Origin of the sequence: uncultured Succiniclasticum sp., from assembly GCF_902793885.1 — a bacterium.
In the GTDB taxonomy this organism is placed as follows: Bacteria; Bacillota; Negativicutes; order Acidaminococcales; family Acidaminococcaceae; genus Succiniclasticum.
Map to the genome: position 1 here is coordinate 1 of NZ_CADBFF010000024.1, position 24,922 is coordinate 24,922.

Consider the following 24,922-nt stretch of genomic DNA (forward strand, 5'->3'; position numbering starts at 1 on the left):
GCCACTAGGATTCTGCCGAAACAAAATCCCCGTTCGACTTGCATGTGTTAGGCACGCCGCCAGCGTTCGTCCTGAGCCAGGATCAAACTCTCCATAATACTTTACAGAAAGCCGATTCGGCTCTTCTTGTTGTTCAGAAATTTTTTGACTTCGTTAGGTCCGTCCCAAAAGGGACTGACCCGCACATTCATTTGGTTCGTTATTCAGTTCTCAAGGTTCCTTGCCGTCTTTCGACGACTTGATTATAGTAGCACTTCTTTTTTCCTTTGTCAACACCTTTTTTCAAAAAAATCAAAAGTTTTTTAGAGTCATTACTTTTAATGCTTTCGATTACCGCAAAGGCCTGGCAAAATGAAGAAAAGAGAGGCTTGCGCCTCTCTTTAAATTTGGGATCAGTATTGATCGTCTGGTTATGCTCCTGACTGGTGTCGTGCTAATCCGTGATATATTACAATTCTACATCCAATGCAAAACAAACCGTCTGCCCACTATTTTTCCTGACTACTTCACTTTTTCTTCGGTCTTCCCTGTCTGGAATTTAAAATTATCAATATCGGGGCGCATATCTTCCGCGCCTTCCAGCGAATCTTCTGTCAGCAGTGCCTGCAGCACGATAGCGCACTCCAACCGTTTTTTCTGAATCTTACAGCCGTATTCATACGGTTTTGTAATATCCCCGTTCACCAGATCCGCATTGGCGTGACAGCCCCCGCTGCAGAAAAAGCGGGCCCAGCACTCCTTACACTTCGGTTTGGTCATGACATGGGTATTGCGAAACTTTTTAACCAGGTCAGGTCGAACGATACCCGTGTCTAATGTTCCCATCAGATACTTTTCGCGTCCCACAAACTGGTGACAGGGGTAAATCTCTCCCGAGGGCGTTATGGCATAATACTCATGTCCTGCGCCGCAGCCGGCCAGACGTTTTGCTACACAGGGACCGTTATCCAGCGCTACATTAAAATGGAAGAAATCAAAAGGCTCACCTTGCCCGCGCCGCCGTTTCAGATACTCGGCAGCCAGTTTGTCATATTCTGCAAACAGGATTGGCAGGTCTTCTTCGGTCAGTGTGTACGGCTCCGTGGTTCCCACAACAGGCTCCATGGAAATTTCTTTTCCGACTTCCGCCATCTTCAGCACTTCCTCCGCAAAATGCGTACTGAAATGCGTGTATGTGCCACGCAGATAGTAATTCCAGCCCCTGCGGCTTTTGATAAGCTTTTTAAAACCGCGCACCGCTGCATCATAGCTGCCGGTTTGATTTGGGAACGGACGCATGGCATCATGCATTTCCTTACCGCCGTCAAGGCTCAGCACGACCATGACCCGGTTATCGTTCAGGAATTGTATGATTTCATCATTTAACAGCGTACCATTCGTGGTCAGTGTAAGCTTGATATTTTTACCTGCTTCTACCTCGCGCTTTCTTGCGTATTGGATAATCTCTTTGACGACGCCAAAATTAACAAGCGGTTCACCGCCAAACAAATCAATTTCCAAATTATGGCGCTTACGACTGCCGGCAATGGCAAAATCAATTGCCTTTTTCCCGGTTTCCGCACTCATCAGTTCCCGCCTGCCGCCAAAATCCCCTGTCCCGGCAAAACAGTATTTGCAGCGCAGATTGCAATCGTGGGCCACATGCAGGCACAATGATTTCAAAACCGGTTCTGTCGCAAAGGTTTCCGGCACATCAAACTCAGGAGAAAACAGAACCCCCTGTTCCATCAGTTCATGCAGTTCCCCAATAACCTCCCGCAACTCCGCTTCGCTATAGGTATCCGCAAGTGCGGCAACCGTCTCCTCGTCATTGTGACCGTCAAACACGCCCAGCACGTCATACCCGATCTGATCGACCAGGTGCACGGCCCCGCTGTTTATATCCAATACGGCCATATCGCCATTCACTTTCATACGGTGAATCAACTGATTTTCCATCTTCCCAACCTTTCTTATATGAAAACAGCTCCCCGCATTAACAGGGAGCTGTTTAACACGCTGGTTTTTTGTAATAACTGATTATTTGTGTTCGCAAACCTGATTGCCAACCGTGCAGGAAGTCTTGCATGCAGACTGGCAGGAAGCCGGACATTCTCCGCAGCCGCCGGTGCGCAGCGTTTTGTTGATCATAGCTTTATTAACAGTCTTAATATGTTTTTTCATCTCATACCCTCCTTGGATAACTGTGATACTTTATTTTACCTTGTTTTTCTCTAATATGCAAGGCTTTTATTGCAAACAAACAAAAACTCATACAACTAATCGGACAGCTAATGAATGGTCTCCTGCACAAAAGTCAGCACTTTATCCAGAAACTCAGCCGATATCCCCTTGTCTTCCAGGTATCCGAAAAGATAACATTTTTGCAATGCCCGGTCTATATCTTTGGTGCCGCGACCCCGGTCATATACGCCGGCCCTGCGAAATTCAAAAGGACGTTCCTGCACAAGTTTCAGCGTATTACAGCCGGGCACGCCGGAGAAACCGTATTCATATTTGACATACTTGCCAATCTCGGCAATGACCGCATCATTAAAGGAACCGTTGGGAAAAGCAATCCCCGAGATCCAAAATCCCATCTTTTCATAAAAAAGATTCAGGGGCTGATAAATCTCCCATGGCAGGTAATTCGGCTTAATCGCTGCCAACGGATCGTGGCTCATGGTATGAGAACCGATTTCCATTCCCTGCCGGTGCATCTCTTTCAGTTGTTCGAAACTCATGTATTGGATCGTTCCGTTCCTGTCCAGTGTTTTTCCGACGTCTTTACCTATTATATAAAACGTACCGCTAAACCCATATTTTTTTAACAGCGGAAACGCCTGGGTATAATTGTCCACATATCCGTCATCAAAGGTAAGAACGACCGTATTCATCACATTCTGTCTGCTTTTCAGAAGAATTGTGGCCTGACGCGCCGTCACAACCGTATAACCGTGTTCTTTCAGATATTTCAGATGTTCCTCAAACACTTCCGGCGGCACACATAAATCTTCCGTCCATCCTGCCGGACGTTTACTGATACTGTGATACATCAGCGCAGGAACCGCACGCATTTTATAGTTTTCAAAATCTTCTTTGATCCGCCCATGGTATGCCATACCGCAAACAGCGGCAACCACAAGCAAAATTTTGAGGATCCGACAGATACATTTAATCATATTCGCTGATATCCATACCCTTATCTACTGCCAGCTGCTGAATTTTTTTCAGCCTGTGGTTCAATCCTGACTTGCCAACCTTTCCCTCTGTAAACTCAACCAGATCGTTCAGGGAAATATCCGGGTGCAGCAGGCGCAGTTCTGCCGCTTCCTTCAATTTATCCGTCAGCAGTTCGTAACAGCCACGTTCCTGCAAATATCGAATACAGGCAACCTGCAGCACGGAAGCGCGGATCACCTTGTTCAAATTTGCGGTTTCACAGTTAACACGCCGGTTCACATTGTTACGCATCTCTTTGACAATACGTACATTTTCAAATTCAAGCAACGCCTGATGTGCACCGATAATGGAAAGAAACGTAATAATATGGTCCCCGTCTTTTAAATAGACAATATAATCCTTTTTCCGGTCTGTCATACGGGCAGAAAGAGAAAAACCATGCATCACTTTCAAAACCAGTCTGGCAAGTTCTTCTGTTTCTGTAACGATTTCCATATGGTAATCGCCGGAGGGACGGCTGACAGAACCGCCTGCCATAAACACGCCCCGTAAAAACGCCTTCCTGCAACAGACTTTGCCAAGCAGATTGCTTCTTTTTACATCTTCCTCCGAAGGCAGTATCTGCAACTCACGCAACGCATCTGCAACCCGGCTGTCAGGCAGCACCTCCACCTGATACCGGTTATTCTTTTTTAATCGACGTGAACGCGTAATCACTACTTCCGTCCGGACCTGGTAATTACTTTTCAGAACCTGCAGGACCCTGCGGGCCAGTGCCGCGTTTTCTGTAGAAAAGTGGATTCCGATATTTTTACCGCGTAACACCAGCGCGCCGCTCATGCGAAGTACGCCCAGCAATTCCGCCTTTTCACAGCACGGTTTCTGCCCTTCCAGACGGGCCAGTTCATTTTTTACATCCGAAGAATATGACAAAGCAGCCTCCTGCTCAACGATACTACGATTCTTTGCCCAGCTTTTTACTAAGTCTGCGCATATTGTGCCGCATAAAAAAGTAATCAAAGAAAACAAAACCTCTGCCAAACAGCCGCAGCCGGTATGTCAAAGACATAATGGCCTGCGCCAGCTTTTGCGGATCATGTCGTACCATATCCGACTTGCTGATCAGTTTGGCCTGAATCACTTTGATGCCCATCTGTTCAATCTTATCCACATCCGGGGAAATCGGTTCCTGTCCCTTTATTTTGTATAACGCCTTCTGTTCCTCAGAAACAGCTTCGCTGTTGACGATTACGTAATCTAAAAATGACTGGCCCGCATAGCCGGTCAGCGTCTCAACATGTTCAAAAGCACCGAACCCGTCTGTTTCGCCCGGCTGCGTCATGACGTTGCAAATATACACCTTGATCGCCTTGCTTTTCACTACGGCTTCCCGGATTTCCGGCACCAGCAAATTGCAAATGACACTGGTATACAGGCTCCCCGGTCCCAGTACCAGAATATCCGCCTGCATAATAGCGTCAACCGCGCTTTTGGTTGCCGGCACATTATCCGGAATCATATGAAGCCGCCGAACCGTCTTATGTGCCTGGGCAATTTCCGCCTGTCCCATAACAAAGGTTCCGTCCGTCATATCGGCCGCCAGTTGGATATTATGCAACGTAGTAGGAATCACACGGCCACGCATTTTCAGTATCTGGCTGGCCGCTTCCAGTCCTTCTTCCATACCGCCTTCTGTTTCCGCCATCGCCGCCAGAAACAGGTTCCCGAGGCTGTGCCCGGAAAGATAGGATTCACCTTCAAACCGGTATTGCAGCACCCGCTCCATCAGCGGTTCGCTGTCTGCCATCGCGATCATACATTTGCGCAGGTCGCCCGGCGGAATGATCCCCAATTCATGGCGCAGCCGGCCGGAGGAGCCTCCGTCGTCGCCGACGGAAACTACCGCAGTACAGTTCCCCGTAATAAACTTCATACCCCGCAACAGCGTGGAAAGACCGGTTCCTCCGCCAATTACAGTTATGGCAGGACCGCTGCTCAGCTTGCGGCTGGTAAAAATTGTTTCCATCAGCGAATCGCTGCTCTCCGGGCTCACAGCCTCCACGACAGAACGCACAATACGCCGTACGGCATAAATGATAATGCCGATTCCCAATATCATACCGGCAAGTCCAATGGCTATCGTCACGCCGTTCCCGTATTTGCCGGTCGCCAGATAACTGAGGCGGAACAGCAGTTCTTCCGCCATTCCCATCACCTGGCTGTTAAACAGCAATGCCAGGGAAAACGCGCAAACGATAATACCCACCGTAAATAACAGCAGCCACCGTTTCAATTGTATGCCCGGACAAAGCCAGCTAATCCATCCCATTCGTCAAAACTCCTGACACCATTAATTTTTTTGCTTAATTTCCCGGTGGAGTAATTCCACCCGATACGATTTCAAGCGAAGATAGTTATAAATATTGTTTGCAATATACACGGAGCGATGCTGCCCGCCTGTACATCCTACACTGATCACCAGCTGGCTCTTTCCTTCCTTTTCATACTGGGGAATCAGATACGCCAGCATCTCGCATTCCATCCGGAGAAATTTGTATGTCTGCGGAAACCGGTTTAGAAAATCCTGTACCGGTTCATCATTTCCGGTCAGTTTTTTCAGATTCTCTTCGTAGAAAGGATTCGGCAGGAACCTCACATCCAGAACCAGGTCGCTGTCCAGCGGCAAACCATATTTATAACCAAATGACTGTACCACGATCAGCATTCCCGGCGCGGAATTCTCATCCCCGAACAAGCGCCCTATTTCTTCCTTCAGCCTTGCATTCGAATAATGAGAGGTATCAATAATATTCGTTGCGCGGCTCTTCACATCGGACAGGGAGCGCCGTTCCAGCAATACGCTCTCCGACAGACTGTTATGTCCTTTCTCCATCGGATGCCGGCGCCGGGTCTCTTTATACCGTCGGATCAGCGTCGCGTCATCTGCATCTAAAAACAATACTTCAAAATCAAACCCGTTGGCATGCATTTCGTCCATGATCTCAACCAGGCTGGAAAAGGCATCGCCTCCCCTGGTGTCTATGACCATCGCAGTATTGCGCCCGGGAGTCTGACGGCTCAGCTCGATAAATTTGGGAAGCAGCATGACCGGAAGATTATCTACGCAGAAATAATTTAAATCTTCCAGCGTACGGAGCACCTGTGTTTTCCCTGCGCCGGACATGCCGGTAATAATTACAAAACGACCCTGTTCCATAGCGTCTCCTCACACCACAAAAAGCCTCTCAAAGAAATCTCAATGACTGCTATACGTTTACTTCCATTATAACACAAGTACCGGTAAGGTAAAGCAGACCTCACAAAGGTTCTCTGTCTTTTCACGGCTGCAATACCGTTTCGATGGCTTCGGCCACCCCGTCCTCATCATTGGAAGCTGTGACCAGTTTTGCCGCTGCCTGCACTGCTGGTTTGGCATTCGCTACCGCCACGCCGATGCCTGCGTTTTCAATCATGCTCAAGTCGTTGTTGCTGTCGCCGATGCACATCACTTCTTCCGGTCTGATTCCGTAAGATGCCGCTACCGCTTTGACTGCGTTCCATTTATTCACACCGGGTTCCATCAGTTCCAGAAAGTTATCCCGGGAACTGGTCACGGTTACTTTACCCGCAAACTTCTGCTGGATATCCTGCCACACCTTCTGAAACTCTTCCGGCTTTGTCATGGCCAGTAACTTGTACGGCGCAACTTCCGGGTGATACAGCTTCTCGCCCACAGGTTTTGCCTTGATTCCGGATATCCTTTCATACTCTGCGGAAAAGACGGTTTCTTCTTTTACCCAAAGTTCGTCCCCCTGATAGGACTGGATATAATAGCCTTTTTCTTTGCAATAGGCCAGCAGCTCCAACGCAGTGTCCAGCTTCAGCGGATGTTCATAATACACCTTCCCGCTTTTGCTTCCCTTCACCAGGGCGCCGTTATAGGTAACCAGCGGTACATCCAGCCCCAGTGCATCAGCGTATGGTTTGACGGAGACATACATGCGTCCCGTCGCAATCATAAAGACAATGCCTTGGGCGATGGCTTTATGAATGGCCGCCGCATTCTTCTCTGAAAGTTTCGTGTTGCTGTTTAACAACGTATCATCCATATCGCTTGCAATCAGTTTTACAGTCAATGAACTCTCTCCTTTTTCTTTACTAAAAAATGTTCCCGTCTCTTTAAACCCGTTTGGGTATTTTTAAAACCGTTCCGAATTACTATCGCAGGCTTTACGTAATTCAGTCATCCAATGTGTATTCGTTAATCTCTGTAACTAAAAAGCAAAGTGCTATCAAAAACAGCGCCGTCTCTATATCCGGTTTAATCTCCCAACCCGGCAGGCTGGAAGCCGTTGCCCCGATGATACAGCCGCAACCGCTCATCCCCAACACACACCGCATCGTTTTTTTGCGCAACGCCTTGCATAAAAGGAAAGAAAGCAATGCAGAGCAAAGCCCGACCAGCGCGCTCCCCAGCACGGTACCGCCCAGGGTCACTACTGTTATGAATGAAGTATTGTAGATTGCAATAAAAACCAGCACGCTTATTGTAACAAATGCTGTATAAAAATTATACAAAAACGATTCACCCGGTCTTTCTTTTTACAGCTGAACGTTGTCCACGGTATCACTTTCATTATGCAGGGATATACAGAGTCAGGATTTGCCAATCATATCGTTCTTTTTCACTATATCGCTGCGGAAAAACTCATACAATGTATGGGCAGCCGGTTTGTTCATTCCCTCCACCGCCGCCAGTTCTTCCTCTGTGGCCTGCTTCATGGCCTCCAGTGTTGAAAAAGCTTTCCACAACGCTTTGCGCCGCGCGGGCCCGATGCCTTCAATTTTATCCAAAACGGACACCAGATTTTTCTTTTGCAGCCGTTTCCGGTGATAGGTGATGGCAAAGCGGTGGGCTTCATCCCGGATATGCTGGATTACATGCAGCGCCGGAGATTCCCGTTCCAGATAAATGCTCTCACTCTGCCCTTCCAGAAAAATTTCTTCATTCTTTTCCGCCAGGGAAATGACCTGAATGTCCAGCCCCAGACCGCGGATCACATGCAGTGCCGCATTCAGCTGTCCCTTTCCACCGTCAATGATGATCAGGTCCGGCAGGTCTTCATAATCCTTATACCGGCGGTACACCGTTTCCTGCATAGACTTGAAATCGTCCGGCTTGCCTTCTGTGGACTGCAGCTTAAAACGGCGATAGTCCTTTTTGCTGGGAGCACCGTAACGAAACACCACCATAGAGGATACGGTTTCACTGCCCTGGTTGTGGGAAATATCAAAACAGTCCATACGCGCCAGCGGTCTGTCGCAGCCCACGATGCGCTGTAGTTCTTCCGCCGATTCCTCGTCGGTCAGTTGCTGCATCTTACCCTTGCGTTCTTTTTCCTGTATCAGCTTCCGGGCGTTGTCACAGGCCAGCTGCATCAGTTTGGCCTTGTCGCCGCGCCGGGGCGTTGATACGGTAACCTTGCGTTCCGCTTTTTCCGAAAGCCACTGCTGCAACAGGGCAAGATCCTCCTCTCCCGGCAGACAGGATACCAGGATTTCTTTCGGCAGGAAGATGTCTTCCGCATTATAATACTGTTTCAAAAATGCCGCAATGATATCCGCTTCCTCTTCCTTCTCAGCCGGCAGCATAAAATCTTTGCGACCGATAAGCTTGCCGCCCCGGACAAAGAACACCTGCAGGCAAACGTTGAAGTCATCCTCGGCATACCCCACCACATCCATGTCGCCGCCTTCCAGCACGGCCTTCTGGCTTTCCTCCAGCCGGTTCACCGCCTGGAGCTGGTCACGGTAGCGGGCTGCCTGTTCAAATTCATAATTATCCGCCGCCTCCTGCATGGACTGTTTCAGGTTCCGTCGCAGTTCCTGCGTCTTCCCGTCCAGCACCAGGCAAATGGCTTTGATCAGTTCACCGTATGCGTCCCGGCTGATTTTTCCCGCACAGGGAGCCAGACAGCGTTTGATATGATACTGCAGGCAGGGCCGCTCCTGATTCATGTTGCGGCAGTTCCGTACGGGAAACAGGGAACGCAGCAGTTTCATGGTGGAGCGCAATGCCCCTACATCCGGATAGGGACCGTAATATTTCCCGCCGTCTTTTACCACGCGACGGGTGATGTACATGCGGGGGAACTCTTCCTGCAGGGTGATCTTCAGATAGGGATAGGTTTTATCGTCCCGCAGCATGATGTTGTAACGGGGACGGTATTTCTTGATCAGGTTGCATTCCAGGATCAGGGCTTCGATCTCGCTGTCGGTCATGATGGTTTCAAGGTCTTCCACATGGCTGACCAGCGCTTCCACTTTAACAGAATGTCGGCCCGATGCCCGGAAATAGCTGTGGACCCGGTTATTCAGATTTTTAGCCTTGCCTACATAGATGACCCGGCCGGTACTGTCGTGCATGAGGTACACGCCGGGTTTATGGGGCAAAACCGCAAGGGCTTTTTCGATTTTATCACTGATAACCATGATTAAATACCCTGCTTTCAGAAAAGCTTCGCAAAACCTTACACGATTGCTATTTCATGGACTTATGCGCCTGTGGCTTCGAAACTCGGGGCTGCGCCCCTCAGACAGTCTCGCCACGACAGCGCATTTCATCTCATGAAATAACGCAATCGTTCCCGATGTTTTGCTCAGTCTTTTCCGAAAGCTCTATTATTTTTCATTACTTAATTAAATACTAAAACTAAAAGCAAAAACTATTGATATTTCCCGCTCTTCTTTGCGTCGTCGATGACCCGCTTCAGGTACTGGCCGGTATAGGAGTTCTTGTTCCGGGCCAGTTGTTCCGGCGTGCCAACACCTACAATGGTACCGCCTTTGTCCCCGCCTTCGGGGCCTAAATCAATCAGCCAGTCCGCTGACTTGATTACGTCCAGGTTGTGCTCTATCACGACAACGGTGTTGCCGCTGTCTACCAGACGCTGCAGTACCTGCAGGAGTTTGTGGACGTCCGCGGTATGCAGACCGGTGGTGGGTTCGTCCAGAATGTACATGGTACGGCCGGTTCCTTTTTTGGACAGTTCCGCCGCCAGTTTGATGCGCTGGGCTTCCCCTCCGCTCAGGGTGGTAGCCGCCTGTCCCAGGCGGATGTAACCCAGGCCCACATCTTCCAGCACCTGCAGTTTGTCTTCAATCCGCTTCTGGTTCTTAAAATAGTCCAGCGCTTCGGTCACAGTCATATCCAGCACCTGTGCGATATTTTTTCCTTTGTAGTGAACTTCCAGCGTGTCCCGGTTGTAACGGGCGCCGTGACAAACTTCGCAGGGTACGTACACATCCGGCAGGAAATTCATTTCAATTTTATTAACGCCGTCGCCCTGGCAGGCTTCACAGCGTCCGCCTTTCACGTTAAAGCTGAAACGTCCCTGTTTATAACCGCGGATTTTCGCTTCATTGGTTGACGCGAACAACGCGCGGATGTAATTGAACGTTCCGGTATAGGTCACCGGGTTGGAACGGGGCGTACGCCCGATGGGGCTCTGATCGATGTTAATAATTTTATCAATCTGCTCCAGCCCGCGAATCTCTTTGTGTTTTAACGGGCGTAGCCGTGCCCCGTGCAGTTTGGCCGCCAGCGCATTGTATAAAATGTCATTGATCAGGGTGGACTTGCCGCTGCCGCTTACGCCGGTCACCACGGTAAAGAGTCCGATAGGAATCTGTACGTCGATTTCTTTCAGATTGTTCCCCGCCGCACCGATGATTTCGATATTCCGCTCATCCGGTTTGCGCCGGCGCTTCGGCAGGGGAATAAACTTTTTCCCGCTGAGATACTGGCCTGTGACGGAATTTTCCACTTTCATAATTTCCGCTGCGGTCCCCTGGGCTACAATGGTTCCGCCGTGCTCGCCCGCCCCTGGTCCGATGTCGATGATCTGGTCCGCGGCCCGCATGGTTTCTTCGTCGTGTTCCACCACCAGCACGCTGTTGCCCAGATCCCGCAGATGGTAAAAGGTCTGCAGCAGGCGTCCGTTGTCCCGCTGGTGCAGACCGATGCTGGGTTCATCCAGAATATATAACACCCCGGTGAGTCCGCTTCCGATCTGGGTAGCCAGCCGGATACGCTGAGCCTCTCCGCCGCTTAAGGTTGCCGCCGCCCGGGACAGGGTCAGGTAATCCAGTCCCACGTTATTCAGAAAATCAAGACGGGCGTTAATCTCTTTCAAAACCTGTTTGGCAATGACCTGCTGCCGGTGCGTCAGCTGCAACGAATTGAAAAAGCTGCAGGCGTCCCGTACCGTCATCTGTGTCACATCATTGATATTCTTACCTCCGACCAGGATAGACAGCACTTCCGGTTTCAGCCGGCTCCCATGACAGTCCGGACAAATGTTGCCGCTCATAAAGGTTTCCAGTTCTTCCCGCATGGCATCGCCCCAGGCTTCCCGGTAACGCTGCTTCAGCATGGGGATCACACCGTCCCAGGTCCGGTTGTATTCATTGGTGTCGCCGTTGAGATTTGTATAGATGAACCGGAACGTTTCCGCCCCGGCGCCCCACTGCAGTTTTTCCTGCATGGCAGGCTTCAGGTCGTTCCAGCAGTTATCCACCGTATAGCCGTATTTTTGCAAAAACGCAGTCAGCAGACGCATGGTAAACGAAGCCGGATTGCCGGACATGGCCGCGATGGCGCCGTCCGCAAAGCTTTTAGTTTTATCCGGCAGAATCAGTTCCCAGTCATATTCCCGGTTGATGCCCAGACCGCCGCAGGTAGGACAGGCCCCGTACGGCGCGTTGAACGAAAAGAGGCGGGGTTCGATCTCCGGCAGGCTGATGCCGCAGTCGGGACAGGAGAATTTTTCAGAATACACCTTTGTCTCCCCGCCGATGACCTGCACTTCCATGACGCCGTCCGCCAATTTCAGCGCTGTCTCCACGGAATCACTGAGGCGCTGCTGAATGCCCTCCCGCACGCTCATACGGTCAATGACAACGGAAAGCCGGTGCTTCTTCTTTTTGTCCAGCACGATTTCCTCGTCCAGCGTCCGCAGTTCGCCGTCCACCAGCATGCGGGCGTAACCGGACTTCCGCATATTCTCAATGATATCTTTGTGTTCTCCTTTGCGCCCGTAGACCAGCGGCGCCATGATCATAAACCGCGTGCCTGCCTCCAACGCCAGCACCTGGTCCACGATCTGCTGTACCGTTTGCCGTTCAATGAGCCGCCCGCACTTGGGGCAATGGGGTTCACCTACCCGGGCAAACAACAGACGAAGATAATCATAAATTTCCGTTACCGTCCCCACCGTGGAACGGGGATTGCGCCCCGCAGTTTTCTGGTCGATGGAAATGGCCGGAGACAGTCCTTCAATGTAATCCACATCCGGTTTGTCCATCTGTCCCAGAAACTGGCGGGCATAGGAGGACAGGCTTTCCACATAACGGCGCTGCCCTTCCGCGTAAATCGTATCAAAAGCCAGAGAACTCTTTCCGCTTCCTGACAAGCCGGTGATCACCACCAGTTTTTCCCGCGGAATCTCCAGCGATATATTTTTCAGGTTGTGCTGCCGCGCACCCCGGATAATCATCTTTTCCTGCATAGTAGTCCTCGTCTCGCCGCTTTTCAAAACTTGTTTTGCTTATTTATCGTTCCGTAAACGGCGCAATTAATTTAAAAACTATTTTTTCTTTTTCCCCGGCTGCAGCTTTTCCCCTAACTGTCCCTTCACCACAATCAGACGGTCCCGGAGTTCCGCCGCCGTTTCAAAGTCCAGTTCCTTCGCCGCCTGAGCCATTTTACTTTCCAGCGTTTTCGCCAGCTTGCGCAACGCAGCCGCGCTGCTTTTCTTCAGCGCCTTTTCATCATACGCCTTCTTCGTATCCAGGTCTTCTTCCACTTTTGTCAGTTTAATCAGATGGCGCTGTTCCTTGTATATCGTCTTCGGCGTAATGCCGTGTTCTTTATTAAACGCTTCCTGTATCTCCCTCCGCCGGTTCGTTTCGTCGATGGCGCGCTTCATGGAATCCGTCAGCCGGTCCGCATACATCACCACATGACCATGCTCATTCCGGGCCGCCCGCCCGATGGTCTGCACCATGGCCGTATCGCTGCGCAGAAATCCTTCCTTGTCCGCGTCCAAAATGGCAATGCAGCTCACTTCCGGCAGATCCAGGCCTTCCCGCAGCAGATTGATACCCACCAGCACATCAAACTCGCCTTCCCGCAGTGCATCAATAATCTGGGCCCGCTCAATGGTGGCGATATCGGAATGGAGATAGCGCACCCGCACTTCGTTCTGTTTCAGATAATCCGTCAGGTCCTCCGCCATCCGCTTGGTCAGGGTGGTCACAAGCATACGCTCACCCCGTTCAACGGTCTTGCGGATTTCGCCCATCAGGTCATCGATTTGTCCTTTGATAGGACGCACTTCCACATGGGGATCCAGCAGGCCGGTAGGCCGGATGATCTGCTCCACCACCTGGGCCGCCTCGCCCAGTTCATAATCCGCGGGAGTTGCGGAAACATAGATCACCTGGTTGATTCTCTCATAGAATTCTTCAAAGGTTAACGGCCGGTTATCGATGGCGGAAGGCAGACGGAAGCCGTAATTCACCAGCATTTCTTTTCTTGCCCGGTCGCCGTGGGCCATGGCCCGTACCTGGGGAATGGTCACATGGGACTCATCCACCACCAGCAGAAAATCTTTAGGGAAATAATTCACCAGCGTGAACGGCGCCTGCCCTGCTTTTCGGTTGTCCATGTGGCGGGAATAATTCTCAATGCCGGTGCAGTAACCCATCTCTTCCATCATTTCCAGATCGTAATTGGTACGCTGCTCCAGACGCTGGGCCTCCAGCAGCTTGCCATTGGCTTTCAGTTCCGCCAGCCGCTCTTTCAGTTCCGCGCGGATATCCGCCATGGCCCGCTCCATGTTTTCCTTGCTGGTCACATAATGGGACGCGGGAAAAATCGCCACGTGGGTCCGCTTTGCCAGCACTTCCCCCGTCAGCACGTCCACTTCCAGCAGCTGTTCCACTTCGTCGTCAAACATCTCGATGCGGACAGCCTTTTCGCCAAAGCTGGCTGGTATTACTTCGATTACATCGCCACGCACACGGAATGTGCCGCGGTGGAAATCAATATCGTTCCGGGTGTACTGGTTCTCCACCAGTTTGCGCAGGATCGCGTTGCGGTCAATGACCTGCCCTACCCGCAGCGAAACCACGGAATCGTAATAATCCTGCGGCCCGCCCAGACCGTAAATACAGCTGACGCTGGCCACCACGATCACGTCCCGCCGTTCAAACAGCGCGCTGGTGGCGCTGTGACGCAGCTTGTCGATTTCGTCGTTGATAGAAGAATCTTTTTCTATGTATGTATCTGTCTGGGGAATATACGCTTCCGGCTGATAGTAGTCATAGTAGGAAACAAAATATTCCACCGCGTTGTCTGGGAAGAAGGCTTTCAATTCGCTGGCCAGCTGGGCCGCCAATGTTTTGTTGTGAGCCAGCACCAGGGTGGGCCTCCGCACTTTGTTGATGACCTGGGCGATGGTATAGGTCTTGCCTGTACCTGTCGCACCCAGCAGCACCTGGGAGCGCATGCCCTGTTCAATGCCTGCCGCCAGTTTCTCAATGGCCTGGGGCTGGTCGCCCGCGGGTTCAAATGGCGCTTTGATTGCAAAATCCATATGTGCCTCTTTGTGTTAAACAAAAATCACATGGTCAGGGAAAGATATCGCAAACCCGGAAATGATTACTATTCCATGGATTCATTCGCCTGTGGCTTCGAAACTCGGAGCTTCGCTCCTCAAACAATCTCGCCACAACGGCTCATTTCATCTCATGGAATTACGTAATCGTTTCCGACGGTTTGCTCATATCTTTTCCCTGTCACATACTATTATATTCAACAACTTACTTCAACAACAATCCCACCGGACAGTGGTCGCTGCCGAACACGTCCGTATAAATCAGGCTGTCTTCAATCTTGTCCTGCCAGCGGTTGGACACCAGCCAGTAGTCAATACGCCAACCGGCGTTCTTCTCTCTGGCCTTGAACCGGTAGGACCACCAGGAGTAAATGCCTTCTTTATCCGGATACAGATAGCGGAATGAGTCGGTGAAACCGGCAGACAGCAGTTCCGTGAACTTGCCCCGTTCTTCATCGGTGAAGCCGGCATTGCCCCGGTTGGTCTTCCAGTTTTTCAAATCAATATTATTGTGGGCCACGTTCAAATCGCCGCAGACCAGCACCGGTTTCTTCTCGTCCAGTTCCAGCAAATAGTTGCGGAAGGCATCCTCCCACACCTGCCGGTACGCCAGCCGGGTCAGTCCATCCTGGGAGTTGGGCGTGTACACATTTACCAGATTAAACTCCGGGAACTCACAGGTGATGACACGGCCTTCGTGGTCGTGCTCGTCGATACCGAGACCGTACGTAACGTTAAGCGGCTCTTTCTTCGTGAACACAGCCGTACCGGAATACCCTTTCTTCTCCGCACTGTTCCAGTATTCAAAATAGTTGGGGAAATCAAAGGTCGCCTGTTCCCGCTGCATCTTGGTCTCCTGCACGCAGAAGATATCCGCGTCCGATGCCGTCATAAAATCCGCAAAGCCTTTGGTCATACAGGCCCGCAGCCCGTTCACATTCCAGGAAATCAGTTTCATAAGCGTTCCTCTTTCTTTTTAAAATTCTTCAACTATAAAACGCAGAACCAGTTCCGCATACTATAACAACATAAAGTTACTCAGCCCAATTTTCAAAATCATTCTTACAACACAGTTTTGCCAAATCCCAACAGCATAAACTCCTACACTACCTGAAAAATATAAAACTTCAGGTAATTCGTCTCCGGCACATTCCATAAAACAGGATGGTCCGGCGCCTGCTGCCGCGCTTCAATCTGGCGCAGCTGCACATGGGCTTCCACCGCCGCTTCGTGCAGCATTTCCACAAACAGTTCTTCTTTCATAAAATGCGAGCAGCTGCAGGTGGCCAGATATCCGCCCCGGGGCAACAGCTTCATGGCTTTCATGTTGATGTCTTTGTAACCCGCGGTGGCGTTTCGCACCGTCTTGCGGCTCTTGGTAAAAGCCGGCGGATCCAGAATGATAAAATCGTAGTCCCGACTGTGTTCCGCCTCCAGTTTGTCCAGCAATGCAAACACATCGGCCTGCACTACCCCCATCCGGTCTGCCACGCCGTTCTTTTCCGCGTTCAGCACTGTCATCCGGCAGGCCTCGCCGCTCACATCCACTGCTGTCACATGAGCCGCTCCGCCTTTGGCCGCATTCAGGGCAAAACTTCCGGTATGGGTGAAGCAGTCCAGCACGTGTTTGCCTTTCGCAATACGCGCCACACTTTGCCGGTTATATTTCTGATCCAAAAAGAACCCCGTCTTTTGTCCATTCTCCACATCTACCTCGTACACAATACCGTTTTCACAAATCGTGGTCACAGGAGATGCGGGAGGAACTTCGCCTTCCAGCGCAAACCAGCCTTTTCCCTCTTCCAATCCTTCCAGCAGGCGGATTTTTACATCGTTCCGCTCATACACTCCGGTAATGGTTTCACCATCTTTTCGCAACAGCTTAACCAGCAGCGGGATCAGCATATGTTTGCGCTGTTCCATTCCCAGGGATAAGGTTTGGATCACCAGCAAATCGTTGTAGCGGTCCACCGTCCACCCCGGAAACTGATCCGCTTCTCCGAAGATTAAACGGCAGCATTTAAAATCGTCCCCGGGCATCACCGTTTTGCGGTAATCCAGCGCGTATTGCAGCCGTCGTTCCCAAAATGCTTCCTCAAATCTGTCATTGGTATTGGTGCTGAGGATACGCACGCGGATCTTGCTGTTATCATTGACAAAACCGGTGCCCAGATATTTTCCCTTATCCGTCACCACGTCCACCAGGTCGCCGTTGGCATAACGCCCCTCTACCCGGGTCACTTCTTCCCCGTACACCCAGGGATGTCCACCCCGTACCGCTCGCTCTCCTTTTTTTGTTATATAAAACTTCGGATAGTTTCGCATCGTCGCCCTCTCGTTTAATTATATTACGCCACACATTCAACCTGCATACTTTGATACGCTGTTACATCTTTACAGATTTCTTCACATAATTTATCATTATATTATATCATATTCTGTTCTTATAATAAAAGGTTGATTAATGTAATTGCTGCCACTGCTTTACATGAACGTATGCAATTACATTGCGTCAGCTTATCTAAACGAAAGGAACGCACCATGAAATACAACCAGGTTGTACCAGGAACTTTCCTGCAACGTCCCAACCGTTTCATCGCCCATGTGCTTATCGACAGCAAGGAAGAAATCTGTCACGTGAAAAATACCGGACGCTGCCACGAACTGTTAATCCCCGGCTGTACCGTTTACTGTGCCGTAAGCGATAACCCGCAGCGTAAAACAAAATTTGATCTGATTGCAGTGGAAAAAAGAGTAACCTATTCAACAATAACAAATCAGCAAGGGATTCCTGTAGCCACTACAACTTCATCAGAAGCAATCGAAACGAATGGCGCGCCAAATAGCAAAACCGATCCCGGCTCAAGTCATGTGCTCCTCGTCAACATGGACTCCCAGGCGCCTAATGCCGCCGTAAAAGAATGGCTGCAGTCCGGCGCGTCGCCTTTCGAAAAAATTGATTACCTGAAGCCGGAATGCAAATTCGGCAATTCCCGTTTCGATTTTTATCTGGAAAAAGAAAAACGCAAAATCTTTCTTGAAGTCAAGGGCGTCACGCTGGAAGACAACGGCATCGTCCTCTTCCCCGATGCGCCGACAGAACGCGGCGTGAAACACGTTCGCGAACTGATCCATTGTCACGAACAAGGTTTTGAAACCTGCGTTCTCTTTGTTGTGCAAATGGAACATGCACGGTACTTCACTCCAAACAGAAAAACGCACCCGCAATTTGCGGATGCGCTGTGTGAAGCCCAAAACGCCGGCGTACATCTGTTAGCTTATACATGCAAGGTCACGCCGGATGAAATGCTGATAGATAAAGAGTTGAAAATCCGCCTATAAACAAAAATGACACTATGTATTTCAAAGCCTTTTTCCATGGAAGAACTTCCTTATATCATCCAATAAAATATAGCTCTCTTCTTCACCGGAACGCCTTCCCATTACCCGCCTGACCCTTTGGCCCAAAACAGCCGTTGTGGCGCGGAAACCTCTACACCTCCACACGCATACAGTTTGACAGTTATATCTTACGGCTTCGCCTGTACAGACATATAAACTGTCTATCCTATAATATTAAGAGGTGGCGGAACCAAACACCAGTATCCATGCGGCTTTGCGCTTCAAGGTTGGTCGTTTTTACGACCAACCTTACTTTTTCTCTTCTTCCATCGTAAATAGAATGCTCTGGGCGTTCTGCTTCCAATAGGGCGCCAGCACATTAGCCATAACCGAATTGACAGTTTCCTGGTCCACAGGCGCAAACACGCCTTCAAAAAGCAGGTTGAACCGATCCAGCAACAGCTGCACGGTCAGCGTGTTGTATACGATGCCCATGGTCTTTTCATCCACGTACAACGGCAGATACCCGTTTTGCTGAAATGCCTCCTGTGCCGCCTTTTCATCCGTGCGTTGCTCTATCTGGTCTGCAATGTGCTGGGACAGCAGACTCTCCATCATCTCCAGCAAGCGATGCCGCACAATACCCACACGGGTCCGCATTTCCTCTTTTTGTGCAGCGGTCATGGCGTCCGGTTCTTTATGACGTGCAGATGTAACTCCCGGATTACGATCCGCTTTTGTTTTCCTCTCACCTTCCAGTGCCGCATCCTCTTGCAGCATTTCTTCCATAGCATCCAGTTCTTCCAGCAGATACCGGAACAGCATCAGCGAACCGGAAGGAACCATGAACCCTTTGATGGCTATAGGCTGCAGCACCGACATGTTCTCACTGAACTGTTTCAGTTTTTTTGCCACGTCTTCAATAGCTTTTTTATCTTTTCCCTGCTTTAAGAATTCCTGCATGTAGGACGGTCGGCCAATCTCTCCCACGATTTGTTTTACAAATTCTTCTGCCTGATGCAAGCGGCACACCTCCGTTCAATTTTACAGTAAACGTGTTTCCTTAAGGAATAATTCAATCCGAATCACTTAAAATAAACGCAAAGGGAAAGACACAAGCAAAACATCGGAAACGATTGCGCAATTTCATGAGATGAAATTCGTCGTCGTGGCGCGACTGTTTGAGAGGCGAAGCCTCGAGTTTCGAAGCCACAGACGAATGAATCCATGAAACAGCAATCGTTGACGGTTTTGCGACGCCTTTCCCTTGCAGTTTATATTTACATCTTAACCATTGTTACTTATTCAGCAGTTCCGCGTACTTGGCAATTTCCAGTTTGTACACGTCGTTACCTTCAATGTCGATACCCACGATAGCGGGGAAGTCCACCACTTCATAATGACGGATCGCTTCCGGTCCCAGATCTTCAAAGGCAACCATTTCTTCGCTGCGGATGGACTGGGAAATCACAGCCGCCGCTCCGCCAATGGCTACAAAATAAACTGCATGATGCTTTTTGCAGGCTTCTACCACCGCATCGTTACGGAAGCCTTTGCCGATCATGCCTTTCATGCCCTGCTCGATCATGGTGGGAGTGTATTTGTCCATGCGGCCGCTGGTGGTCGGGCCGGCGCTGCCCACCACTTCACCCGGTTTGGTAGGCGAAGGTCCCACATAATAAATCACATTGCCTTTTACATCGAAAGGCAGCGCTTCGCCCCGGCCCAGCGCTTCATACATACGCTTATGGGCTGCGTCCCGGGCGGTATAGATGGGACCCGTGATCCGGACAAAATCACCGGCGTGCAGATCCTTTACGGTTTCTTCCGTCAACGGCGTGGTAATGTATTTGATTTCACTCATGATGGTACCTCCTCAAATGGTCGCTTCGGAACGGCGGGCCGCATGACAGTTAAAAATTACTGCGCAGGGCATGCCTCCGATATGAGTGGGAGCGTATTCCACGTTCACAGCCAGCGCCGTAGTCTTGCCGCCCAGGCCGGCAGGGCCTACGCCTGTCTTGTTCACCAGCGCCAGCAGGTCGTCTTCCAGTTTCGCATACTCGGGGTTGGCATTGTGTTCGCCGATCTTGCGGGCCAGCGCAAATTTTGCCAATTCCGTAGCTTTTTCCGCATTGCCGCCCACACCTACGCCAACCGTTACCGGCGGACAGGGGTTGGGTCCTGCGGTCCGGACCGCTTCCAGTACAAAGTTGATGATGCCTTCCAGCCCGTCGGCCGGTTTCAGCATGCGCAGCTGTGACATATTCTCGCTGCCGCAGCCTTTTGGCAAAATCACCAGATGCACCTTATCTCCCGGCACAATTCGACAGTGGATAATGGCAGGGGTATTGTCCTGCGTGTTTTTGCGCAGGAAAACGGGATCGTCTACGGAAGATTTACGCAGGTAGCCTTCGGTGTAACCTTTGGCCACGCCGGCATGGATAGCTTCCCACAGGTCGCCGCCGGTAAAATGCACTTCCTGTCCGATATCGATGTAGACTACGGTCAGACCCGTGTCCTGACACAGGGGCACTTGTTTCTTGTTGGCCAGCTTTGCATTTTCGATAATGGTGTCCAGAACCTGGCAGCCTAACGGGGAAATTTCCTCTTTCCTGGCAGCCTCCAGTTTTTTCAGCACACCTTCCGGCAGATTGTTGCAGGAATCAATGCAACATTCCGCTACGGCCCGGGTCACTTCTTTCACGTCGATGTCTCTCATGTGGATGATCCCTCCTTTTAATGTTTTTAATAAATCCAACCTGCAAAACTTACACTTCCATAAACTCAACCGCCGGCATATGTCCCCTGTTCAGGGTCAGGACAGCAAAACCTGCGTGGCTTCCCTCCCTGGGCCGGGCCGGGCTGCCGGGGTTCAGCAGCCAGATGCCGCTGATTTGTTTAAACACGGGAACATGGGTATGGCCGAAGATTACGATGTCCTGTTCCATGCTCTGTCCCCACCAGGCCAGCTCGCTGATCTGTCGCGTTTCCCCCATGTACAGGTGACCGTGGGTAACCCAGAGTTTAAAGCCTTCGATTTCCAGAAAGCAGTCCGGCTTGGCTTCTACCGGGCCGCGCATCACATCGCAGTTGCCGGATACTGCGTATACGGTCTGGTTTATCATGTTGTGGAGCGCATTGGCATCCATGGCATAATCGCCGCAATGGATCCAGCATTCCACCGGCGGCGCAGTGGCCAAAACCTTCCGTATAGCCGCCATGCTGCCATGGGTATCGCTTATAATTCCTATTTTCATAATGTTTGAAATCTCTCTGTTATATGTATTTTGTGAATGACCGAAAACGACACGTCACTGGATAGGTGCAACCTTTCAGTTTGTTTCCGGTTCCGGCTTTGACTCCGTTTTCACTTCCGGTTTCGTATCCGGCCGTGCTTCCCTTTCCGGTTTCGACGCTCCATTCTCTTGTTCAGCTTTCCCGTTCACCTGCTGCTCATTGGAATATTTCCGTCCCTGTTTCTCCTGACGTTTTCCGTTCTTGTTGTTAGCCGCTTTCTTCCACATCGCAATAAGCTTGCGGACCGCTTTGCCCCGGTGGCTGATCTTGTTTTTCTCTTCCGCTGTAGCTTCCCCTAACCCTTTGTGCAGCTCTGTGGACCAGAACAGCGGGTCGTAACCGAAACCGTTTTCCCCCAGCGGCTCGTGCAATAGCATGCCTTCGCAGCTGCCGTCCGTTTCCGCCACGATCCGCCCGGTGGGATTGGCTACCGCCAATGCGCACCGGAACCGGCAGGTGCGGGTAATCTGGAATTTCATCTGCTGCAACAGCAGATCGTTGTTCTCTTTGTCCGTGGCTTCGTCGCCGGCAAAGCGCGCGCTTCGCACACCGGGTTCACCGCCCAGCGCTTTCACTTCCAGTCCGCTGTCGTCTGCCAGACAGAATTCATTTAAATGCTTTGCGTAATACGTCGCTTTGGTTTTTGCATTAGCTGCAAAGGTCCGGCCGTTTTCGTTGGGCGGCGGCAGCGGCGGATAATCTGCCAGACATTTCAGTTCAACAGGCAATTCTTTAAACATTTCTTTAAATTCATCCAGCTTGCCTAAGTTGGATGTTGCAATCACCAGTGTTCCCATGCGTTCCTCCTGCATGTGCATTATTTCAGAAGATTATGTACTTCTTCTTTTGTCAGTAAAATGTTCTCTTTGTTGTGGAACAGTTCCATGCGTCCCCGGCGTTCCACGTAGAGGGCAAACTCCACATCAGGCATAGCCAGCAATGCTTCTTCCGCTGTCTTTTTACCGTTGCGGGGCGTTGCCTCAAAGGTAACGGTCAGGTGTGCCTTTTCTCCCGGCGGCACCAGCCGGGCCTCAAAGTAATCGTCGGTACGAGGCGCAGCCGGATGGTTCACCCGGCCCCGCAGCAACACGCCGTTATACTGCTCATCCGGCAGATAGATGCGGACAAACGCGTCCAAAAAGATGCCTTCGTCACGACTTTTGTTTTCATACGGCACATCCACACCGAATTCAATCTTCTCATCCGTTTTGGAAATCAGTTTGGCCTGCGTCCGTTTGTCCCTGAAAAATACCAGTTGCTTGTCCGATGCGGCATGCTTGGAAATCAGCTGCAGCGTAAACAGGACAACCAGCGCAATCAGTACCAGAATAACGCCTACTACGATCATGTTCTGTCCCCCTTACGCCTTGCGGTAATTTTTGATGATACAGATCGGCGTTTTCTGGCTGGCGTTGCCAAATGGATTGTCGATCAGAATTTTGGAAACTTTGTCCGGGTCTACTCCGTCGGTCCAGCCGATGATGGCCGCCCGCTTCAGGTCATTCACATCGGCAATGACCGCGCCGTACACGCCGCAGGCTTCTTTCATTTCCTTTACCACTTTGAACGGTTCCTTCGGGCCATAGACAATATGCTTATCATAAGGCGGCATGGTCCCGGTCACGTCGTCGATGAGCCGTGCCTGATAGCCAGCCATCTGGTAAAACACGCCTTTTTTCCCCAGCAGCTTTGTTACCGCACCCACAATAAACGCCCACAGTACTTTCGCATTGCTTTCCGTATCAATGAGCGCCTGCATGCAGTACCAGCCGCTGATGCTTCCGTAGGAAGGAAAGAAATGGCACAGGGTCTTGGCCAGAAAACCCGGTTTGAATTCCTCGCACCGCATAGCCATCCCCTGGGTAATCGCCACCACGCTTTCCGCTGCGCAAATCACGTCGTCCGGCCCGTACTTGCCTTTTCCGTATTCCTTCACCGCTTCCACGATATCATCCCGGGATGTCAGAATTCGCGTGGGCACCGGTATAATTTCATATTCCATGAATACACACACCTCTGATTCAATTTGTTTAAACTGTATTCTATAACTGTTTTGTTTTAATTATCCGTTCCGAAGCAGCGAAGCCGTACCGGCTTACGATGCTTTCGCTTCTGTCTGATAGACTGCATTGATCCGGTCAAACCATTCAGCAGGAAGCCGCACTATCTTTCCTTTTTTATCTGCGAATACGTTGGTTGTGGTTCCTTCCACAAAAACCGTACCGTCCTTCACACGGATCACTTTGTAATCGAAAACCAGCTTGGCCCGGTTAAATTCCCGCAGCGTGGTCTGTACTTCATATTCATCGTCAAAGCGGGCCGAATGTTTGTATTTTACCTGAATCTCCCGAATGGGAAACAGGATGCCGTCCTCCATTAACACATTCAGGTCTACCCCGCAGGCGCGAAGATACGCTACCCTCCCCATTTCCAGCCAGGGAAGATAACGGGAATGGTAAACCACCGCCATCAGGTCTGTTTCTTCAAACCGAACCCTGTCACGAATTGCAATCATGCTGCATTCCTTCCTCGTTTATCGTAACTGCATTTTCCATTTTGTTTTACAAAAAGCTGTCATATCGTATGACCACTTCCATTTTTCAAAACGTATATAATATTATAGCATTTTTACAGGTTCTTGTATACGGAAACGTAAGGAAACGCTGATTAAATGAATTTGTGCGATGACTGAGCGCATTTATTCAACACGCACCACCGTCAGCACGCCGTCCTGCATTCTGAACTTGATTTCTTTTCCGGCAAAACCGAATCCGTAAACCCGTTCCGGGTCATTCTGATAATGAGGCGCCGGATTTTCCTCCAGCACACCCAGCAGTCCCTCCCGTTTTTCTTCCGGTATCTGTTCCAATAATTTTACAGGGAAAACAACCCGGACTTTCTGATAATTCACCTGCCCGGCGAATCCGTCCACCGCATCCGGATGAGAATCCGCATACGCCAGATAAGGTTTGATATCCAAAATCGGAGTACCGTCCATCAGGTCTGCGCCGCTTACATAAACCACAGGGCCTTTCGGTGTATCCGGCTCAATCTTTTTGATTTTTACCGAAGAAAGCCCGATGGCGTTGGGACGAAACGGCGAACGGGTGGCAAACACACCCACTCTTGTATTGCCCCCCAGCCGGGGCGGTCGCACCGTGGCAGACCAGTTGCTGCGTACCGCTTCCGAAAACTGCCAGATGATCCATAAATGGGAGAAGCCCTCCAGTCCCCGGAATGCTTCCGGTTGGGCAAATTCCTTTTCAAATTCAATTCTTGCTTCCAGCGCATCCACGATGCCGCTTTGCCTCGGTACGCCAAACTTGCTGGTAAAATCCGTGCGGATGTGGCCGATGATTTTTACAGGATACACTTCTACAGACATAACACGTTCCTTTCACAGTGATAAAAGCAGCCTGCCATTTGGCAAGCTGCTT

23 protein-coding genes and 1 rRNA gene are annotated in these 24,922 nt (G+C 50.6%); 1 reads left to right on the plus strand and 23 read right to left on the minus strand.

Annotated elements, in window-relative coordinates; all coding sequences use genetic code 11:
* The 14 genes from QZV31_RS10725 to QZV31_RS10790 all read right to left on the minus strand — a co-directional run.
* Positions 1–98: ribosomal RNA gene (locus QZV31_RS10725) — 16S ribosomal RNA — on the minus strand; the annotation flags it as partial.
* A 403-nt stretch (positions 99–501) separates the two neighbouring features.
* On the minus strand, positions 502–1,938 hold the full coding sequence (scfB, locus tag QZV31_RS10730; RefSeq protein ID WP_295360469.1) for a thioether cross-link-forming SCIFF peptide maturase: 1,437 nt from the start codon (positions 1,936–1,938) through the stop codon (positions 502–504).
* Positions 1,939–2,019: 81 nt separating this feature from the next.
* Positions 2,020–2,163 (minus strand): six-cysteine ranthipeptide SCIFF, encoded by a 144-nt coding sequence (scfA, locus tag QZV31_RS10735; RefSeq protein WP_093731038.1) that lies wholly within the window; start codon positions 2,161–2,163, stop codon positions 2,020–2,022.
* Between the two features lie 107 nt (positions 2,164–2,270).
* The gene (locus QZV31_RS10740) at positions 2,271–3,161 is read right to left on the minus strand and encodes a polysaccharide deacetylase family protein (protein ID WP_295360472.1); all 891 of its coding nucleotides are present in this window, start codon (positions 3,159–3,161) and stop codon (positions 2,271–2,273) included.
* Positions 3,154–4,095: a DNA-binding protein WhiA gene (whiA, locus tag QZV31_RS10745; protein WP_093731040.1), complete on the minus strand. Its 942-nt coding sequence runs from the start codon at positions 4,093–4,095 to the stop codon at positions 3,154–3,156. Before whiA ends, QZV31_RS10740 begins: the two co-directional genes overlap by 8 nt.
* A 22-nt stretch (positions 4,096–4,117) precedes the next feature.
* Positions 4,118–5,491, minus strand: coding sequence for a YvcK family protein (locus QZV31_RS10750; RefSeq protein WP_295360475.1), 1,374 nt, complete (start codon positions 5,489–5,491; stop codon positions 4,118–4,120).
* Positions 5,492–5,512: 21 nt separating this feature from the next.
* Positions 5,513–6,379, minus strand: coding sequence for an RNase adapter RapZ (gene rapZ, locus QZV31_RS10755; protein ID WP_295360477.1), 867 nt, complete (start codon positions 6,377–6,379; stop codon positions 5,513–5,515).
* 121 nt (positions 6,380–6,500) lie between these two features.
* Positions 6,501–7,298, minus strand: a complete 798-nt coding sequence (locus QZV31_RS10760; protein WP_295360479.1) for a Cof-type HAD-IIB family hydrolase — start codon at positions 7,296–7,298, stop codon at positions 6,501–6,503.
* A 103-nt stretch (positions 7,299–7,401) separates the two neighbouring features.
* The gene (locus QZV31_RS10765) at positions 7,402–7,740 is read right to left on the minus strand and encodes a hypothetical protein (protein ID WP_295360481.1); all 339 of its coding nucleotides are present in this window, start codon (positions 7,738–7,740) and stop codon (positions 7,402–7,404) included.
* 78 nt (positions 7,741–7,818) lie between these two features.
* Positions 7,819–9,648 carry an excinuclease ABC subunit UvrC gene (gene uvrC / locus QZV31_RS10770; protein WP_366508722.1) on the minus strand — a complete coding sequence of 610 codons (1,830 nt, stop codon included), beginning with the start codon at positions 9,646–9,648 and terminating at the stop codon, positions 7,819–7,821.
* A 239-nt stretch (positions 9,649–9,887) separates the two neighbouring features.
* A complete protein-coding gene (gene uvrA / locus QZV31_RS10775; RefSeq protein ID WP_295360485.1) occupies positions 9,888–12,731 on the minus strand; it encodes an excinuclease ABC subunit UvrA in 2,844 nt (947 codons plus the stop codon).
* Between the two features lie 78 nt (positions 12,732–12,809).
* Positions 12,810–14,822, minus strand: coding sequence for an excinuclease ABC subunit UvrB (uvrB, locus tag QZV31_RS10780; RefSeq protein ID WP_295360487.1), 2,013 nt, complete (start codon positions 14,820–14,822; stop codon positions 12,810–12,812).
* A gap of 226 nt (positions 14,823–15,048) precedes the next feature.
* Entirely contained in the window at positions 15,049–15,801 is a 753-nt protein-coding gene (locus QZV31_RS10785) for an exodeoxyribonuclease III (RefSeq protein WP_295360489.1), read from the minus strand.
* Positions 15,802–15,944: 143 nt separating this feature from the next.
* Positions 15,945–17,168, minus strand: a complete 1,224-nt coding sequence (locus QZV31_RS10790) for a class I SAM-dependent rRNA methyltransferase (protein ID WP_295360491.1) — start codon at positions 17,166–17,168, stop codon at positions 15,945–15,947.
* 216 nt (positions 17,169–17,384) lie between these two features.
* Between QZV31_RS10790 and sfsA the strand changes: the two genes are divergently transcribed.
* Positions 17,385–18,185 (plus strand): DNA/RNA nuclease SfsA, encoded by an 801-nt coding sequence (sfsA, locus tag QZV31_RS10795; protein ID WP_295360493.1) that lies wholly within the window; start codon positions 17,385–17,387, stop codon positions 18,183–18,185.
* Positions 18,186–18,494: 309 nt separating this feature from the next.
* On the opposite strand, the gene QZV31_RS10800 is transcribed toward sfsA, so the two are convergent.
* From QZV31_RS10800 to tsaA, 9 genes are all read right to left on the minus strand, one after another.
* Entirely contained in the window at positions 18,495–19,208 is a 714-nt protein-coding gene (locus tag QZV31_RS10800; protein ID WP_295360495.1) for a hypothetical protein, read from the minus strand.
* A gap of 274 nt (positions 19,209–19,482) precedes the next feature.
* Positions 19,483–20,049, minus strand: coding sequence for a Fe-S-containing hydro-lyase (locus QZV31_RS10805; RefSeq protein ID WP_295360497.1), 567 nt, complete (start codon positions 20,047–20,049; stop codon positions 19,483–19,485).
* 12 nt (positions 20,050–20,061) lie between these two features.
* On the minus strand, positions 20,062–20,907 hold the full coding sequence (locus QZV31_RS10810) for a fumarate hydratase (protein WP_295360499.1): 846 nt from the start codon (positions 20,905–20,907) through the stop codon (positions 20,062–20,064).
* 49 nt (positions 20,908–20,956) lie between these two features.
* A complete protein-coding gene (locus tag QZV31_RS10815; RefSeq protein WP_093731053.1) occupies positions 20,957–21,445 on the minus strand; it encodes a metallophosphoesterase in 489 nt (162 codons plus the stop codon).
* A gap of 75 nt (positions 21,446–21,520) precedes the next feature.
* On the minus strand, positions 21,521–22,282 hold the full coding sequence (gene rdgB, locus QZV31_RS10820; protein ID WP_295360501.1) for an RdgB/HAM1 family non-canonical purine NTP pyrophosphatase: 762 nt from the start codon (positions 22,280–22,282) through the stop codon (positions 21,521–21,523).
* A 20-nt stretch (positions 22,283–22,302) separates the two neighbouring features.
* Positions 22,303–22,833 carry a hypothetical protein gene (locus QZV31_RS10825; RefSeq protein WP_295360503.1) on the minus strand — a complete coding sequence of 177 codons (531 nt, stop codon included), beginning with the start codon at positions 22,831–22,833 and terminating at the stop codon, positions 22,303–22,305.
* 12 nt (positions 22,834–22,845) lie between these two features.
* The gene (locus QZV31_RS10830; RefSeq protein ID WP_295360505.1) at positions 22,846–23,487 is read right to left on the minus strand and encodes a coenzyme F420-0:L-glutamate ligase; all 642 of its coding nucleotides are present in this window, start codon (positions 23,485–23,487) and stop codon (positions 22,846–22,848) included.
* Between the two features lie 93 nt (positions 23,488–23,580).
* Positions 23,581–24,000, minus strand: a complete 420-nt coding sequence (locus tag QZV31_RS10835; protein ID WP_295360507.1) for a thioesterase family protein — start codon at positions 23,998–24,000, stop codon at positions 23,581–23,583.
* 183 nt (positions 24,001–24,183) lie between these two features.
* Entirely contained in the window at positions 24,184–24,870 is a 687-nt protein-coding gene (tsaA, locus tag QZV31_RS10840) for a tRNA (N6-threonylcarbamoyladenosine(37)-N6)-methyltransferase TrmO (RefSeq protein WP_295360509.1), read from the minus strand.
* Positions 24,871–24,922 lie beyond the last annotated feature (52 nt).